General features: G+C 73.5%; 17 protein-coding genes. 8 read left to right on the top strand and 9 right to left on the bottom strand.

What is annotated here, in order from left to right; translation table 11 throughout:
- Positions 1-54: 54 nt before the first annotated feature.
- Both ACGFZW_RS06740 and ACGFZW_RS06735 read left to right on the top strand, forming a co-directional pair.
- Positions 55-2,226: a molybdopterin oxidoreductase family protein gene (locus ACGFZW_RS06740; RefSeq protein WP_393891956.1), complete on the top strand. Its 2,172-nt coding sequence runs from the start codon at positions 55-57 to the stop codon at positions 2,224-2,226.
- A 32-nt stretch (positions 2,227-2,258) separates the two neighbouring features.
- Positions 2,259-2,570 carry a hypothetical protein gene (locus ACGFZW_RS06735; RefSeq protein WP_393891955.1) on the top strand — a complete coding sequence of 104 codons (312 nt, stop codon included), beginning with the start codon at positions 2,259-2,261 and terminating at the stop codon, positions 2,568-2,570.
- Positions 2,571-2,611: 41 nt separating this feature from the next.
- On the opposite strand, the gene ACGFZW_RS06730 is transcribed toward ACGFZW_RS06735, so the two are convergent.
- Together ACGFZW_RS06730 and ACGFZW_RS06725 are read right to left on the bottom strand one after the other, a co-directional pair.
- Entirely contained in the window at positions 2,612-3,640 is a 1,029-nt protein-coding gene (locus ACGFZW_RS06730; RefSeq protein ID WP_393891954.1) for an adenosine deaminase, read from the bottom strand.
- Positions 3,641-3,775: 135 nt separating this feature from the next.
- Positions 3,776-4,222: a gamma-glutamylcyclotransferase family protein gene (locus ACGFZW_RS06725; protein WP_393891953.1), complete on the bottom strand. Its 447-nt coding sequence runs from the start codon at positions 4,220-4,222 to the stop codon at positions 3,776-3,778.
- Positions 4,223-4,412: 190 nt separating this feature from the next.
- On the opposite strand from ACGFZW_RS06725, the gene ACGFZW_RS06720 reads away from it, so the two are divergent.
- Positions 4,413-5,075, top strand: a complete 663-nt coding sequence (locus tag ACGFZW_RS06720) for a vancomycin high temperature exclusion protein (RefSeq protein ID WP_393891952.1) — start codon at positions 4,413-4,415, stop codon at positions 5,073-5,075.
- Between the two features lie 33 nt (positions 5,076-5,108).
- Here ACGFZW_RS06720 and ACGFZW_RS06715 read toward each other — a convergent pair whose 3' ends face one another.
- Together ACGFZW_RS06715 and cutA are read right to left on the bottom strand one after the other, a co-directional pair.
- Positions 5,109-6,227, bottom strand: a complete 1,119-nt coding sequence (locus ACGFZW_RS06715; RefSeq protein ID WP_393891951.1) for a trypsin-like serine peptidase — start codon at positions 6,225-6,227, stop codon at positions 5,109-5,111.
- A gap of 1 nt (position 6,228) precedes the next feature.
- Positions 6,229-6,639 carry a divalent-cation tolerance protein CutA gene (gene cutA, locus ACGFZW_RS06710; protein ID WP_393891950.1) on the bottom strand — a complete coding sequence of 137 codons (411 nt, stop codon included), beginning with the start codon at positions 6,637-6,639 and terminating at the stop codon, positions 6,229-6,231.
- A gap of 267 nt (positions 6,640-6,906) precedes the next feature.
- Between cutA and ACGFZW_RS06705 the strand changes: the two genes are divergently transcribed.
- Together ACGFZW_RS06705 and ACGFZW_RS06700 are read left to right on the top strand one after the other, a co-directional pair.
- The gene (locus ACGFZW_RS06705; RefSeq protein WP_393891949.1) at positions 6,907-7,269 is read left to right on the top strand and encodes a cupin; all 363 of its coding nucleotides are present in this window, start codon (positions 6,907-6,909) and stop codon (positions 7,267-7,269) included.
- Between the two features lie 197 nt (positions 7,270-7,466).
- The gene (locus ACGFZW_RS06700; RefSeq protein ID WP_393891948.1) at positions 7,467-8,162 is read left to right on the top strand and encodes a hypothetical protein; all 696 of its coding nucleotides are present in this window, start codon (positions 7,467-7,469) and stop codon (positions 8,160-8,162) included.
- Positions 8,163-8,211: 49 nt separating this feature from the next.
- Here ACGFZW_RS06700 and ACGFZW_RS06695 read toward each other — a convergent pair whose 3' ends face one another.
- Positions 8,212-9,000 carry a sulfite exporter TauE/SafE family protein gene (locus tag ACGFZW_RS06695; protein WP_393891947.1) on the bottom strand — a complete coding sequence of 263 codons (789 nt, stop codon included), beginning with the start codon at positions 8,998-9,000 and terminating at the stop codon, positions 8,212-8,214.
- Between the two features lie 43 nt (positions 9,001-9,043).
- On the opposite strand from ACGFZW_RS06695, the gene ACGFZW_RS06690 reads away from it, so the two are divergent.
- Entirely contained in the window at positions 9,044-9,895 is an 852-nt protein-coding gene (locus ACGFZW_RS06690) for an aldo/keto reductase (RefSeq protein WP_393891946.1), read from the top strand.
- A 79-nt stretch (positions 9,896-9,974) separates the two neighbouring features.
- Here ACGFZW_RS06690 and ACGFZW_RS06685 read toward each other — a convergent pair whose 3' ends face one another.
- From ACGFZW_RS06685 to ACGFZW_RS06670, 4 genes are all read right to left on the bottom strand, one after another.
- Entirely contained in the window at positions 9,975-10,184 is a 210-nt protein-coding gene (locus ACGFZW_RS06685; protein ID WP_393891945.1) for a DUF4287 domain-containing protein, read from the bottom strand.
- 85 nt (positions 10,185-10,269) lie between these two features.
- The gene (locus ACGFZW_RS06680; protein ID WP_393891944.1) at positions 10,270-10,464 is read right to left on the bottom strand and encodes a hypothetical protein; all 195 of its coding nucleotides are present in this window, start codon (positions 10,462-10,464) and stop codon (positions 10,270-10,272) included.
- Positions 10,465-10,555: 91 nt separating this feature from the next.
- On the bottom strand, positions 10,556-11,875 hold the full coding sequence (locus ACGFZW_RS06675; RefSeq protein ID WP_393892358.1) for a ferric reductase-like transmembrane domain-containing protein: 1,320 nt from the start codon (positions 11,873-11,875) through the stop codon (positions 10,556-10,558).
- 383 nt (positions 11,876-12,258) lie between these two features.
- Positions 12,259-13,278, bottom strand: coding sequence for an Lrp/AsnC family transcriptional regulator (locus tag ACGFZW_RS06670; RefSeq protein ID WP_393891943.1), 1,020 nt, complete (start codon positions 13,276-13,278; stop codon positions 12,259-12,261).
- A 141-nt stretch (positions 13,279-13,419) separates the two neighbouring features.
- Between ACGFZW_RS06670 and ACGFZW_RS06665 the strand changes: the two genes are divergently transcribed.
- Positions 13,420-14,799, top strand: coding sequence for an MFS transporter (locus ACGFZW_RS06665; protein ID WP_393891942.1), 1,380 nt, complete (start codon positions 13,420-13,422; stop codon positions 14,797-14,799).
- A 120-nt stretch (positions 14,800-14,919) separates the two neighbouring features.
- Positions 14,920-16,125, top strand: coding sequence for a M20 family metallopeptidase (locus ACGFZW_RS06660; RefSeq protein ID WP_393891941.1), 1,206 nt, complete (start codon positions 14,920-14,922; stop codon positions 16,123-16,125).
- Positions 16,126-16,132 lie beyond the last annotated feature (7 nt).

The following is a 16,132-nucleotide window of genomic DNA, read 5'->3' as shown; positions in this document are numbered from 1 at the left end:
GGCCGAAACCATCGTGATTCCTGCGTGTAACACCCCTGTACCACGCTGGCACGCATGAACGCCGCGACGGTCGACACCCACTGCCCCTACTGCGCCCTGCAATGCGGCATGGGCCTGCGGCTTGCCCGGCCCGGCCCGGCGGCTGCCGGGCCGGGTGTGGAGGTCGTGGAGCGGCCCGGTTTCCCGGTGAACCGCGGCGCCCTGTGCGGCAAGGGCAGGACCGCGGCCGAGCTGCTCGCCCCGGGAGCGCGGCTGACCACACCGCTGGTGCGGAACGCCGACACCGGGGTGCTGGAGCCGGCCGGCTGGGACGCGGCGCTGGACCGGGTCGCCGCGGGCCTGCGGCAGACCGGTGAGGCATACGGCCGGGACGCGGTGGGTGTCTTCGGGGGCGGCGGGCTCACCAACGAGAAGGCGTACACCCTGGGGAAATTCGCCCGGGTCGCGCTCGGCACCTCGCAGATCGACTACAACGGCCGGTTCTGCATGTCGTCGGCGGCCGCGGCGCACGGCCGGGCCTTCGGACTGGACCGCGGTCTGCCGTTCCCGCTGGCGGACGTGGCCCGCACCGGCTGCGTCATCCTGGTCGGCTCCAACCTGGCCGAGACCATGCCGCCCGCGCTGCGCTACCTCACCGAGCTGCGGGAGAACGGCGGCAAGCTGATCGTCGTCGACCCGCGCAGGACACGCACCGCCGAGCAGGCGGACCTGCACCTCGCACCGCGTCCGGGCACCGATCTGGCACTGGCGCTCGGGTTGCTGCACCTGGTCGTCGCGCAGGGCCGCACCGATGAGGAGTTCATCGCGGCGCGCACCAGCGGCTGGGAGGAAGCGCGGTCGGCGGCGATGGCGCACTGGCCGGAGATGGTCGAACGGATCACGGGCGTGCCGGTTCCGCAGCTCCGCGAGGCGGTGCGGCTGTTCTGCGACGCCGCGTCCTCGATGGTGCTGACGGCACGCGGCCCCGAGCAGCAGTCCAAGGGCACGGACACCGTGGGGGCGTGGATCAACCTGTGCCTGGCGACGGGCCGGGCGGGCCGCGAGCTGTCCGGATACGGCTGCCTGACCGGGCAGGGCAACGGCCAGGGCGGTCGCGAACACGGTCAGAAGGCAGACCAGCTGCCCGGCTACCGCAAGCTCGACGATCCGGCGGCCCGCCGGCATGTCGCGGAGGTGTGGGGCGTCGACCCGGACGTGCTGCCAGGTCCCGGGCGCAGCGCGTACGAGTTGCTGGACGCGCTGGGCAGTGACGTCCGTGCGCTGCTGCTGATGGGCTCCAACCCGGTTGTCTCGGCGCCGCGCGCCGCCCATGTGGAGGAGCGCATCCGGTCGTTGGACTTCCTGGCCGTCGCGGACGTGGTGCTGTCGGAGACCGCGGCGCTGGCCGATGTGGTGCTGCCGGTCGCCCAGTGGGCGGAGGAGACCGGCACCACCACGAATCTGGAGGGCCGGGTCCTGCTGCGCCGCCGGGCCCTGGACCCGCCGCCCGGTGTGCGCACGGACCTGGAGGTGCTCAACGGCCTCGCGGCGCGTCTGGGTTGGGAGAAGGGCTTCCCGACCGCGCCCGAGGAGGTCTTCGACGAACTGCGGCGAGCGTCGGCGGGCGGTCCCGCGGACTACTCGGGCATCACCTACCGGCGGATCGCGGAGGAGGACGGCGTTTTCTGGCCGTGCCCGCAGCCGCCCGAGAGCGACTCCCCCACTGACCACCCCGGCACACCCCGCCTGTTCCTGGACCGCTTCGCGACGCCGGACGGCCGGGCCCGGTTCGTCCCCGTCACGCACCGGCCGGCGGACGAGGAGACCGACGACGCCTATCCGGTCGTGCTGACGACTGGCCGGGTACTGGCGCAGTACCAGTCCGGGGCACAGACCCGCCGGGTCGCCGAACTGAACACCGCCGAGCCCGGACCGTTCGTCCAGCTGCATCCGCGGCTCGCGGAGCGCCTCGGGGTCGCGGACGGCGAACCGGTCGCTGTGGTCTCCCGGCGCGGCCGGGCGGTCGCCCCGGCCCGGGTGAGCGGCGCGATCCGGCCGGACACGGTCTTCATGCCGTTCCACTGGCCGGGCGAAGGCCGGGCCAACACCCTCACCAACCCGGCGCTCGACCCGACGTCCCGGATGCCGGAGTTCAAGGTGTGCGCGGTACGCCTGGAAGCCGTGGGCACTGACGGGGTGGTTGAGACGGTTGAGGTGGTGGGCTCCGAGGGGCAGCCAGGGGCCTGATGGGGTGTGAGGGGCCGGGATAGCGTCGCGGGATGGACCTGAATCCCGAGTTCCCCGACCTCGATCCGCCGATGCCGAACGAACGGCGCGTGCGCCAGGTCGGCAATCAGCTCCACGGCTTGTCGGCGGTCTTCGTGCTGAGCTCCTGGGCCATGCTCTACGCGTCGTTCGCCCTGGGGGTCAGCTTCTGGATATCGGTGCCGCACTTCCTGGGCGCGAACGGCGGTCTGCTGCTGATGTTCCTCGGTTGGCGCAACGACCGCCGTGAACTGCTCACGCGGGGCAAGTGGTGCATGGCTGCGGACCTGGTGCTCGTCCTCGTCGCCGTCGCGCTGACGAAGTGAACGCCGTGCGGGGCGGAGGCCGGCCCGCACGGCGCCGCGCCTCACGCCTGGTGGGCGTCCACTTCCTTCAGGTACTTCGCGCGCGTCGCCTCGTCGAGGAACGAGGCGACGAAGGAGTTGCGGGCGAGGGTGCGCAGCGTCTCCGCGTCGAGGCCCAGGGCATCGCGCACGGCGGTGAAGTTGTCGTCCGCGTAGCCGCCGAAGTAGGCCGGGTCGTCGGAGTTGACGGTCACCAGCAGGCCCGCCTCCAGCATCGCGGGCAGCGGGTGGTCGGCGAGGTCGTCGATGACCCGGAGCCGGACGTTCGACAGCGGGCAGACGGTGAGCGGGATCTGGTCTGCCACCAGGCGGGCGACCAGCCGCTCGTCCTCCAACGCGCGCACGCCGTGGTCGATCCGGTCCACGCCGAGCACGTCCAGGGCCTCCCACACGTACGCGGCGGGGCCCTCCTCGCCCGCGTGCGCCACACACTTCAGGCCGGCCTCCCGCGCCAGGGCGTAGACCTCCTTGAACTTCGACGGCGGGTGCCCGACCTCCGCGGAGTCCAGGCCCACGGCCGTGATGCGGTCCAGGTGCGGGCGGGCCGCCTCGAACGTCGCCAGGGCCGATTCGGCGCTCTCGTCGCGCAGGAAGCACATGATCAGGCGGGTGCTGATGCCGTACCTCTCCTCGGCGCCGTCCAGGGCGCGGGCGAGACCGCGGATGACCGTGCCGATCGGGACGCCGCGCGCGGTGTGCGCCTGCGGGTCGAAGAAGATCTCGGCGTGCCTGACGCCCTGGTCCTTGGCGCGCGTGAGGTAGGCGTCCGCGAGATCGGCGAAGTCGTCCTCGGTGCGCAGCACGGCCATCAGCGCGTAGTAGAGGTTCAGGAACGACTGCAGATCGGCGAAGGAGTAGGCGCGGCGCAGCTCGTCCACGGAGGCGTACGGCAGGGTGACGCCGTTGCGCTCGGCGAGGGCGAACGCCAACTCCGGCTCCAGCGTGCCCTCGATGTGGAGATGCAGCTCCGCCTTGGGCAGCGGGGACCGGGGAGCTGTTGCGGCTGAGGAGGAGGAAGGCACGCGGGTCACACCTGTTCTGCGGTTCGGAAAAGGGCCCTCGGCGCGGGAGTGGTCCTCGCCAACGGAAGGCCGCTCGGCGCGGGAGGAGTCGTCCAGGTTAACCGGCGGGCGGGCCGCGGTGACGGCGACGCCCGGCCGCTGTGCTCAACCGGTCCGTTCCGCCGCCGTCGTGCCCCGCCAGTCGCCGCTCCCGATCGGCGTGCCGGCGGCCCGCAGCCGGGCGGCCAGCGGCTCGGCCGCGAGATACACCCAGGCCCGCGTCGCCCCGCCGGCCGGGCGCACGGCCTCGGCCACCACCCGTTCGTAGAGGTTCCCGGAGGCGCCGGGGGTGTGGCCCTCCAGCCGGTCCAGCGTCGTGAGCACGTCGTCGTAGTCGGCGTCCCGGGGGGTGATGAGCGCGCCGTGCACCACCGCGTCGGCCGGGCCGGCGACGGCGTACGGGTATCCGGGGCCTTCGTAGAGCAGCGCGCCGTCGATCCGGGCCGGCTCCTCGGCCTCGGTCCTGCCGCGCAGCGCCCAGGCGTGGTGGATCCCGCCGGGACGCAGCGTCCCGTAGACGAAGAACGGCAGACGCTCGGGCTGGGTGGTCATGGGTGCGGAATCCTCTCCGGGACGGTGCGGCGCCGCGCGGACGCCGGTTTCGGGCCCACTGCAACCATGCCAGGCCGCAGGGCGTCGCAGCTTGCGAGATCGAACACGATCGCGAGTGCCACCGCCCCGGCCGTGGCCGGCGGCGTGGGGCCGGCGGGCAAAGGGAGCACGGATGCGAGGGCTGCGGCCGATGAGACGTCCACGGCTGCCGCGGACACGGGCGGGGTGGCGCCGCACGTACCAGGTGGCCGTGGCCCTGACGGTGCTCGCGCTGGCCCCCGCGACGTGGATGAACGCGACGGCCGGGCCGCGGGTCCGCACGGTCGCCGACGCACCGCCCGCGCCGGTCGCCGTGGTCTTCGGCGCCGGCCTGTGGAACGGCGAGCCGTCGCCGTATCTCGCCCACCGGCTGGACGCGGCCGCCGAGCTGTACGACCGGGGGACGGTCCGCGCGATCCTCGTCACCGGCGACAACAGCCGGCACGACTACGACGAACCGGACGCGATGCGCGGCTACCTGCTGCGCCGCGGCGTCCCGGCCGCGAAGATCGTCAGCGACTACGCGGGCTTCGACACCTGGGACTCCTGCAGCCGCGCGCACCGGATCTTCGGGGTGGACCGTGCGGTGCTGGTCAGCCAGGGCTTCCATATCCGGCGCGCGCTGGCCCTGTGCGAGGCGGCCGGTGTCGAGTCGTACGGGGTCGGGGTCGCCGCCCGGCATGACGTCACCTGGGCGTACGGCGGCGTGCGGGAGCTCTTCGCGGCGGGGAAGGCGGCGGCGGACGCGCTCCTGCGGCCCGATCCGCACTTCCTCGGGCCGCAGGAGAAGGGGCTGGCGGAGGCGCTGCGCTAGGACGGACACGCCCTGGCGCTTCGGTCAGGCCCTTCAGTCCCGCAAAGCACGTGCGTAGAGGTCGAACACCTCGGGCCCGAAATAGGGGCTGTAGGAGACCCGGTCGCTCTCCGGCCCGCTGGGGCCGCCACCGTTGAGTCCGCCGATGAGGCCGACGACGGTGCCCGTCCCGCTCTGCTCGTCGAAGTGGGTCAGCCAGGGGCCGCCCGAGGTGCCGCCGTAGAAGCCGCCGCACTCCATCCGCAGTTGGCGGGTACCGGCGAGCCGGGTGGTGACGGTGTCGCAGCGGACGGCACGGTCCTGCGGGTCATGGCGCACGCTCGGGTACCCGATGACGGTGACCTTGGTGGTGTAACCGGGCGTGGGGGCGAGGACGTTGGCGCCGGTGACCTCCTCGAGGGAACGGCCCCTGGCGTCCGGTGCGACGGTGGCGAAGGCGAAGTCGAGGTCGGCCGCAGCGCCGGTGGTGCCGTGCCCGGGGAGGACGTAGGTCTTGCCGATCGCCCAGACTCCGTACGGCTGGGTGGTCGCGCCCGAGCGGTAGCGCGGGACGAAGGCGGCGCGCGTGCCCGTTTCGCAATGACCGGCCGTGAGGATCAGGTCGCGGCGCGGCGAGCGCACCACGAAGGCGGTGCAGTGGTGGGTCCGCGCGTCCTTGCCGACGGAGAACAGCACGCCGACGGACGGGACGCCGTCGAAGTGCGTGCCGGAGACGGGGGCTGCGGCGCCTGCCGGGCCGGCCGACTCCGAGGTGGGGGCCGCGGCCCCTTCGGCGGGTGCGGTGTCGTCCGGGGGCGGGTGCGCGGCGGCCATCCGTTCCTCGGTCCAGTAGGCCGTGGCGTCACGGCTGGTCCAGGTGGCGGGAGTGGTGGGGGCCGCGGCGGTGGTGGGCGCGGCGGGAGCGAGGGGGCCGGTGGCGGCCGTGAGCTGCGGGGACGTCACGCGGTCGGCGTACGCGGTGAAACCGGCGGGGTTCGTGATGCCTGTGGGGTCCTTGGCGCCGGAGGCGCCCTCGGCCGCATGGCTCGCGGAGGCAGTGACAAGACACAGTGCCGCACCGCAGACGGCAGCCGTCGCACGTGTGCGGCGCCGGCTCGGCTCGGGGCGCGTCCGCCTCGTGGTGCGCTTCTGCCTCTCGGGTCTCTGCCGCACGTCAGCTCGTCTCCTTCGCGACCCAGGCCAGATACTCCGCGCTTCCTCGGGTGACCGGGGTCGCGATGATCTCCGGGGTGTCGTAGTCGTGCGCCGTGAGGAGGTACGCCTCGAGCGCCTCGTAGCGCGGGGCCGCCGTCTTGAACAGCACCTGCCACTCCTGGGTGGTCTCCACGGCGTTCTCCCAGCGGAAGACCGAGGTCACCGGTGCGCTGATCTGTGCGCAGGCCGCGAGCCCGCCCTCGATCGCGCCGCGCGCCAGCCGCTCGGCCTTCAGCTCGCTGTCGATGGTCGTCATGACGGTCAGAAACCGCGTCGACTGCCCGGGCACGTCCGACGACCGTGCCGACCCGGCGGGCTCGGACGGATCAGACGGTTCGGACGGATCGTTCTGGGCGGTCGGATCGGCCACGGTTACGCACCTTCGGGGACGGGGGCGGGACGGGGACGGCGGTCGGATCATCGCATCGTACGGTCGATAGTGATCATCTTCGTGGTGGCGGGACCGCGCCCCGCGGGCGAGCACCCGGACGACCGCGCCGCGCGAGGCCGACGCCCCGCGCCCGTGGCTTTGCCGCCGGGCGGGCCCGGGCCCGGCGCCCCGGTTGCGCCCGCCCCCGCACCGGCAAGGATGGAAGAGGGATCCCCGCCGCCGGTCCGCATCCGAAAGGCCCGCACCATGGACGACCTCAACGCCCTCGCCCGCCGGCAGCTCGACGGCGCCAGGAGCGACCCGCACGGACGCAGCGCCTACCTCTTCGTGCACGACGGTCCGCTGCGGCAGACGGTCATCGCGCTGACCGCGGGCACGGCGCTCGACGAGCACAACACCCCGCCGTCGGCGAGTCTCCAGGTGCTGTTCGGCCGGGTCCGGCTGACCGAGACACGCGAGGAGCAGGAGCTGACCGCCGGTCAGGTCATGGCTCTCCCACGCGAGCGGCACGGGCTGAAGGCCATCGAGGACTCGGCTGTGCTGCTGACGGCGGTCACCGAAGTGCCGGAAGAGGAACGCGGCGGGACGGAGGCCGCGGCCCGCGGCTGAGCGCGCCGCCCCCGGCCCCCTCGCGCCCCTGCCGGCTGCCCTCTCCGCCCCGGCACCGCCGTGTCCTGCGCAACCCTTTCCCCCGCTCGGCGGTCAGACCTGCCGAGACGACGCCTTCTCGCACCTTGGCGGGAGCGCGCTCAGGAACGTCCTTGTGCACCTCCCTCGGGTGCACATCCCAGGGGGAGGATCTGATCATGGCCAAGCGCGTATTTTCCGGCCGTACCGTCGTCGGCGCGGTGGCCGCGGCGACCGCCGTCGCGGGACTGGCACTCGCCGTCGCTGCCCCGGCCGCCGGGGCCGCGACCCACGGGACGGCGGGCAGCGGCGACGCGGCCGTCCGCACCCTCCGGGTCCAGCCGCCGCCGTTCCTCAAGCCGGCCGAGCTGCCGCCGCACGCCTCCTCCGCGTGGTTCGCGGGCCCGGTCACCGCGGGGCTGCCGGATCCGGAGCCGTTCTGCCTGGACGACGGCGTACTGCCCGGAGGCGCGGGCACCCACCACCGCTTCTTCCACACCGACTACGACACCCACGCCGCGCAGGTCAGCGTGGTGACCGGGAGCACGGAGCAGGCTCGACGGCTCGCCGCCTCCTGGGAGGGCACGATCGCCGGCTGCGCCGCCGACTGGCTGCGGAACACCCCCGGCGGCACCGCGGCCTGGGACGACTACGGCACGGTCGCCGTGGGGGACGGCGCGCATGTCTACGGCGTGCACACCTCGGTGCCGGACTCCGAGCCGGGCGTGCACCTCTTCGCGGTGGGCCGCAGCGGGGCGCGGGTGACGGTCGTCCACTGGGCACAGATGGGAGATCTCACGCAGGCACCGGTGAGCGCGTTCAAGAAGACGGCGAAGGCGGCCGTGATCAAGCTCGGGTGGACCGTGGGCCGTTAGCGGAAGGACGGGGCGGCTCGACCGGCCCGGCGCAGGACAGGAGTTGGCGTCATACCGCCAGCCACTGGTCGTAGGCCAGCTTGCACAGCAGGGCGACGACCACGACCACCAGCACCCCCCGGACGAATCCGGCGCCGCGCTTGAGCGCCATCCTGGCCCCCACCATGCCGCCGACGAGGTTGAACAGCGCCAGAAGGGCGCCGAGTTGCCACAGGACAGTGCCCTGGACGGCGAACATCGTCAGCGCGCCGACGTTGGTGCAGACGTTGACGACCTTGGCGGTGGCCGAGGAGGCGACCAGGTCCATGTGCAGGATGGCGGCGAGCGCGACGACGAGGAAGGCGCCGGTGCCCGGCCCGATGAGGCCGTCGTAGAAGCCGATTCCCAGGCCCGCGACGAGGACCGCCGCCACGATCCGCCGCCGGCCGACCGGGCCGGACGGCGCCGGGGCGGTCCCGAAGGCGGGACGGCAGAGGACGAAGGCCAGGACCGCGAGCAGCACGGCCATGATCAGCGGGCGCAGTACCTCACTGTTGAGGCCGGCGGCGAAGAACGCGCCGGCCAGGGACCCGGCGGCCGCCGCGAGTCCGATGCGCACCGCGGTCCGCACATCGATCGGGGCCTTGCGGACGTAGGTGACGGCGGCCGCGGTGGTGCCGACGATCGCGGTGGACTTGTTGGTGCCCAGAACATAGGCGGCGGGCGTGTGCGGGAGGCCGACCAGGAGGGCGGGGAGCAGCAGCAGGCCACCACCGCCCACCACCGCGTCGATCCAGCCGGCCGCGAGGGCGGCCATGCAGAGCAGGGTCAGCGTGAAGAGGTCTATGTCAGGAGGCACCGGCCGATCTTACGAACAGGCCCGCGCCCTAAGCTCCGCATTTATGGATGGTGAGACCACTTTTCGGCTTGGCGGCGACCTGCCGGTCCGCCGGCTCGGCCGGGGAACGGGCGGGCTGGTCGGCCCCGGGTACTGGGGGCCGCGGCACGAGGACCAGGACCGGCCGGTCGCGCTGCTGCGCCGGGCCGTCGAGCGGGGCGTCACGCTGATCGACACCGCCGACAACTACGGCCCCGACGTGGCCGAGGAGCTGGTGGCGCGCGCCCTGCACCCGTATCCGGAGGGGCTGGTGATCGCGACGAAGGGCGGCGTGGTGCGTACCGGTCCGGACGTGTGGCACATCGCGGGACGGCCCGAGCAGCTGCGCGCCATGTGCGAGGCGAGTCTGCGGCGGCTGCGCGTGGAGACGATCGACCTCTATCAGTTGCACCGGCTGGACCCCGAGGTGCCGATGGCCGAGCAGCTGGGCGCGCTGACGGAACTGCAACAGGCGGGGAAGATCCGGCACATCGGGCTGGACAGCATCGGCGTCGAGGAGCTCAGGCGGGCGCAGGAGATCGCGCCGATCGCATCCGTGCAGAACCGCTACAACCTGCTGGACCGGGGCGCGGAGGAGCTGCTGGCGCTGTGCGAGAAGCGCGGCACGGCGTTCCTTCCCTGGTTCCCACTGGGCAACGGCGCACTGACCGGTGACGCGGGCGAAGCGCTCGTGGCGGTCGCCGCCCGGCACGGCGCCACCACCGGCCAGATCGCCCTGGCCTGGCTGCTGCACCGCTCCCCGGTCCTGCTTCCGACGCCGGGTACGGGGACGCCGGCCCACCTGGACGAGAACCTGGGCGCGGCCCATATCGCGCTCACGGAGGCGGACTTGGCGCGGCTCGACGCGGCGGCATAGGACCCCGGGGCGTCCCGAGGACCCCTGCCGTGCTGATCCGGGCCCGCCGTTGAGCCCGGAGCCGGGCCTCGGAGGTGCTCTATCTGCCGCTCTCCGCGAGGGTGTGGGCGACAAGGGCATTGGCGTGGCCGTGTCCCAGACCGTGTTCGGTCTTGAGCCAGCTCACCAGCTCCATGTGCTTGGTCAGAGGTGAGGTGTGGATGAGGTTCTTCCACTCGGCGATCGGCCGGCCGTACTTCTTCTCGATCGAAGGAAAGTAGCCCGCAGGCCCCTTCACGGTTTCCGTCATGGCCGCAGCATGGCAGCAGCCACTGACAACGCGGCGTGCCCGCACCTGTCCCGTCCCGCCGAGGGAACGCGCAAGGAGCCACGGCCTAGGGGGCGGCCTGCGGTTCGGGGGCTGCGGGGGCCGCGGGGGAGCGGTCGGGGGCGGGTGGCGAGCCCGGGGTGACGGTCAGGGTCAGCAAGGTGGCGGTGAGCGCGCTCGCTCCCACCAGGCACGCCGCGAGCCCGCGGCGTGCCTTCAGGGTGGCGGTCGGGATGACGTGCGGTTTGCGGTGTCTGGCCATGGGCGGTGGTCCTCGCAGGAGTGGGGTCTCGGTGGGAGCGGGCCGGACGGGAGCGGGTCGAAGCGGGGTCGTTCGGGTTCGACGGGCCGTCTCAGAAGGCGAATTGCTCGGAGTGGATACGGCGGGCAGGGACGCCTGCGCGCTCCAGAGCGATCGCCGCGGCTGTGTGCATCCCGGGCGGGCCGCAGAGGTAGACGTCGTGCTCGTCCAGATCGGGCACGAGGTTGCGCAGCGCGCGCGGGGACAACGGGTCGAACGGCCCGTCGGACGGTCCGAGGAGGTAGTGCAGCGCGGCGCCGCGGGAGTCCGCGATGGCCTCCAGCTCGTCCCGCAGCACCAACTGGGCCGCGTTGCCCGCCCGGTAGAGGAGTGTGAGGTCCCCGGGCTCGCCGGGCAGGGTCTCGAAGAGCGCGCGCAGCGGCGTGATGCCGACGCCGCCCGCGAGCAGCAGCACCTTGGGGCGGGTGCGCCGGTGCGCGGTCAGCGCGCCGAACGGACCGGTGGCCAGGACCCGTACACCGGGCCGCAGTCGGCGTATCCGGCGGGTGTGGTCGCCGCACGCCTTGACGGTGATCCGCAGGGTGTCGTCGCGTACCGGTGCGGAGAGCGAGAAGGGCAATGAAGTGCGCCACAGCCGCCGGCCGAGGAAGCGCCAGCGGAAGAACTGCCCCGGCTCGGCCCGCAGCGCGTCCAGCCCGATGCCCTGCATCACGACCGAGACCACGTCCGGTGCCTCGGTACGGACCTCGATGATCCGCAGGCTGTGCCGCAGCGCCTGGCGTACCGGCACCACCAGGCGGTACCAGACGAGCAGGACTCCGACGGTGGTGTGCAGCATCGTCCACCACCACGCCGCGAGCGGGCCGCCGGCCAGGTCCGGGCCGGCGAGCTGGTGGGCGAAGGCCAGAGCGGCGCCCGCGTATGTCAGCAGGTGGACGGCGCGCCAGGTCTCGTGCCGCACCCGCCGGCGGACCGCGCGGGCCGAGGAGAGGCCGACGAAGACCAGCAGTGCGGTGCCGGCGGCGGCCGCGGCCAGCCCCGGGTAGCCCAGCAGGCCGCCGGCGGCGCTGAGGAGGTCGGTGCCGGTGTGCGCGGCGTGGCCGCACAGCGCGAGGACGGCGTGGGCGAAGCAGCAGGTCAGGACGTAGCGGCCACCGCGGGCGTGCCAGCGCGCCAGCCGGTCGGCGCCGACGCCGTGCTCGACGGCCGGCACCCTGGCCATCAGCAGCAGCATGACCAGGATGCCGTAGCCCGCGAGCAGGCCGCTGAGGTGCGCGAGGGTCGCGAAGAGCGCGTCGAGACGGACCGAGGGCTCGGCCTGCACCAGCCAGAGGCCGACGACCGGCACCGCCCCGCCGAGCAGCCCGGCCCGCAGGGCACCCGGCGAGGTCCGCAGCGGGGGCGCAGGCACCGGAGGGGTGCGCTTCGGCCGGGGCGGCACCGCCTGCGGGGTGATCCGCGAGTACAGCGGGTGGGTGGGGAGCGGGTCGGCCGGGGCCGGGGGCGGGGTGAGCGGCTCGGCGGCGAGAGCGTCCGTGGCGGGGGCGTGGGAGGTGTCGGCCTGGATGGTCACGGGTCGAAACTACGGCCGTGCGCGGCGTCGAAACAGCAGGTCAGCGGGGAATTCCCGTTCCTTAAGGCGCTCTTGAGGAACGGCTGATCGCGGGTTAAGGCAGGCCCGCGGAACCAGGCCGTCGGGAGCCGGCGGACGGCCTCAGGGCCTGCCGGGAAATGGCCCGGCGACTACGGCGGAGGGCTGCGATCCGGCGGGCCGCGCTCTCCCCCACCGCGCCCTCACCCCGCCCAGGGGTCGACCGGGACGACACCCGCCGCCCGTCCCCGCGCGTCCAGCAGCCGCCCCATCAGCTTGGTCTGCCGCAGCACGATCGCGCGGTCCCTGAGCTGGAGATGCGGCAGCCGCTCGCCGAGTTTGGTCTCCAGCCGCTGCACGTCCTGGATGGTGTGCAGCCACACCGTGAACAGCAGGTTGTGCGGACCGGTCACCGACGCGCACAGCCGCACCTCGGGAAGGGTGAGCAGCACGCGTACGGCCTCCGCCAGCCGGTCCGCCGGAACGACCGCCCACAGCGTGGCCGACACCGGCCATTCGGTCAGCTCGCGCGCCACCTCGCAGCGCAGCGCCAGATCGTGGTCGGCGATCAGCCTGCCGACTCGGCGGCGGACCGTGGGCGCGCTGAGCCCCACCGCCCGGCCCAGCTCGACCGCGCTCCCACGGCCGTCGCGGGACAGTTCGGGCAGCAGCGCCCGGTCGGGCCCGTCGAGCCCCGTGGCGCCGCTGCGCGGCGGGGGCGGCGAGCTGAGGCGCAGCCGCTCGCTCTGCACCGTGCTCAGCGCGCGCAGACGCCAGCGGCTGCCCTCGCCGTAGAGGCGGGTGCCGATGGAGGCGCGGGTCGCGGTGACGCCGGGCAGCGCCGCGATCCGGCGGAGCAGCAGGTCGGACAGCGCGCCGAGGCCGGGCACGAAGACGGTGGTCAGCAGGTCCCGGCCGCCCGCCATGTGCTCGACGGTGGCGACCTGCGGCAGCCCGACAAGGGTCTCGGCGACATCCTCGACACTGCCGGCACGGCAGTCGATCTCGACGAAGGCGGTGCAGATCCGCTCGATGAGACGGCGCCCCGGATAGCCGGTGACCCAGGCGAGCCCGGAATTCTCCAGCCGGTTCCAGCGGCGGGCGGCGGTGACCGGGTCGATGCCGAGGACCGGCGCGACGGTCTGCCAGGAGGCGCGGGGCGCGATCTGCAGGGCGTGCACCAGCTGCGCGTCGAGGCCGCCGATGACACCGCTTTCCTGCATGACGTCCGCCCTGCTGAGTGTTTCCTGCACTCCAAGCCTATTCCGTTCTCCTCGGTAGCGGTGCTGAGCAGCATGGCCTCCCATCCAGGCACCGCCGGAAAAAACCGGGACTCCCCCGGGCCCATCGGGAAGAGGTTGGCGATGACTTCAGCGGTCTCCGACAGCGCGGCGGACGACGCCCGCGGCGTGAGCACAGGCACCAGAACGGCCAAGGACGCTCCCTCCCCGGGCCAGGTCCGGGACGCGGCGGGGAACAACGGCAAGGCCGGCCGGAAGGCGCTGCTGGCGGCCACCGTCGGCGGCGTCGTCGAGTCCTTCGACTGGACGATCTACGCGGTGCTCGCGCCGTTCTTCGCCGCCCAGCTGTTCCCCGGCGACGACCCGGTGACCGCGCTGATCGGCGCATACCTCGGCTTTGCCGTGGGCTTCGTCGTACGGCCCTTCGGCTCGTACGTCATGGGGCGGATCAGCGACTCGCGCGGCCGGCGCTTCGGGCTGACGCTGAGCATGGCGATCATCTCGGCGGCGAGCGTCCTGATCGCGGTGCTGCCGACCGCGGCGGCGATCGGTACGGCCGCACCGGTCCTGCTGGTGGTGCTGCGGCTGGTGCAGGGCCTGTCGATGGGCGGCGAGAACCCCAGCGCCGCCGCGTACGTCACCGAGACCGCACCGCGGAGCCTGCGCTTCCTCTACAGCGCCATCTCCTACTCCGGTGTCGTCATCGGCAACATCCTGTCCTTCGGGGTGCTGACCCTGCTGCTGGCCACCCTCGGCAGGGACGGCGTGACCGACGGCGGCTGGCGGATCGGCTTCCTGCTGGCGGCTGCCTTCGGGCTGCTCGCCCTGTGGATCCGGCGCAGCGCCGAGGAGAGCGAGGAGTTCACCGAGCAGGCCGCGAGCGGCCCGGGCACCACGTCCGCCGGACGCCGCGCGCTGTACCGCGCCGGTGCCCGCAACATCGCCGCGGTGTTCATGATCTCGGTCGGCGGAACCATCGGCTACTACTTCGGCACCACCTATCTCCCGCAGTACGCCGCGCAGTTGGGCGTCGCGTCGGACACCGAGTCGTCGGCGACCATGCTGCTGCCGCTGCTCGCGCTGATCGCGGCGATGGTCGGGGTCGGGCGGCTCGCGGACCGGCTGGGCGCGCTGCGCACCCTGCGGGCCGGAGTGGGGCTGCTGGCGCTGGCGACGGTGCCGCTGATGACGGCACTGGCGCACCGGGCGCTGCCGATGTGGGCGGTCACCCTCGTGTACCTGCTGCTGATCGCGGCGCCCATCGGGCTGGCGAACGTGCTCTTCGCCCAGCTGTTCCCGGTGGCCGTGCGGGTGGTGGCGATGGGCGTGCCGTTCACCGTCGCCACCGGACTCTTCGGCGGTACGTTCCCGCTGCTGGCCCAGACGCTCGGCAAGGCCGGCCATCTGACGCTGGTGGCCTGGTGGGCCGCCGGGGCCGCCGCCCTCGCCTTCCTCGGGACGTTCGTGATCCGCCTGCCGGACCGCGACAACCGTCCGGCCTGACCGGTCCGTTCTCCGCTGCGGACCCGATGCCGGGCCCTGGTACCCCGGTGCCCCCGTGCGCCGGTCACCACCTGTCACCTCGTCCCCTCCCTCCTCCCCTCCCCCGCAGAAGGAGCTTGCATGAACCTGCGCGATGACGCCCGAGCCCTGTCCGACGACCTCGTACGGCTGCGCCGCTCGTTGCACCGCATCCCCGAGGTCGGACTCGATCTGCCCCGTACGCAGGAGGCGGTCCTGGCCGAGCTGGACGGTCTGCCCCTGGAGGTGCGGACCGGCGACGGGCTGAGTTCGGTGACGGCGGTGCTGCGCGGTGGGCAGCCGGGCCCGACGGTGCTGCTGCGCGGCGACATGGACGCCCTGCCGGTCGCCGAACGCACCGGGCTCGACTACGCGGCCGACACCGGCCGGATGCACGCCTGCGGACACGACCTGCACACCACGATGCTCACCGGCGCCGCCAAGCTGCTCTCCGCGCACCGCGACCGGCTGGCCGGCGATGTGCTGTTCATGTTCCAGCCGGGCGAGGAGGGCTTCGACGGAGCGCGGCACATGCTGGCGGAGGGCCTGCTCGACGCGTCCGGGCAGCGGCCGGACGCGGCGTACGCGATCCATGTGATGTCCGCGGGCCTGCCGAGCGGCGTGTTCGGCACCCGCGGGGGCCCGGCGCTGGCCGCGTCCAACGTGCTGCGGGTGACCGTCCGCGGGGAGGGCGGACACGGTTCGATGCCGCACCGCGCCAAGGACCCGATCCAGGCCGCCTGCGCGATGGTCGGCGCACTGCAGACGTGGATCACCCGGACCTTCGACGTCTTCGACCCGGTGATCCTGTCGGTGGGCACCTTCCACGCGGGCACCCAGCAGAACGTCATTCCCGAGACCGCGGTCTTCGAGGCGACGGTGCGCAGCTTCTCCGCCGACGCACAGGCACGGGTCAAGGACGGCACGGTGGAGGTCTGCCGGGGCGTCGCGGCGGCGTTCGGGGTGAGCGTGGACGCGGACTTCGCCGAGCTGTACCCGGTGACGGTCAACGACCACGCCGAGGCGGGCTTCGTGACGGACGTGGTGCGCGAGGCACTCGGCGAGGAGCGTTTCGCGACGCTGCCGCAGCCGCTGCACGGCTCGGAGGACTTCTCCCGGGTGCTGGCCGAGGTGCCGGGCGCGATGCTGACGCTGGGCGCCCCGCCGGCCGGCGCCGACCCCGAGCGCAGCCCCAACAACCACTCCCCGCTCGCCGAGTTCGACGACGCGGTGCTGGCCGACGGCGCGGCGGTGTACGCGGAACTGGCCGCCCGGCGGCTGGCGCAGGCCCCGGCGGGGGCCGCGTAGGGACACG

The sequence above is a fragment of the Streptomyces sp. NPDC048248 genome (assembly GCF_043201875.1).
Lineage (GTDB): Bacteria > Actinomycetota > Actinomycetes > Streptomycetales > Streptomycetaceae > Streptomyces.
This window is presented reverse-complemented; position numbering and strand designations above follow the sequence as displayed.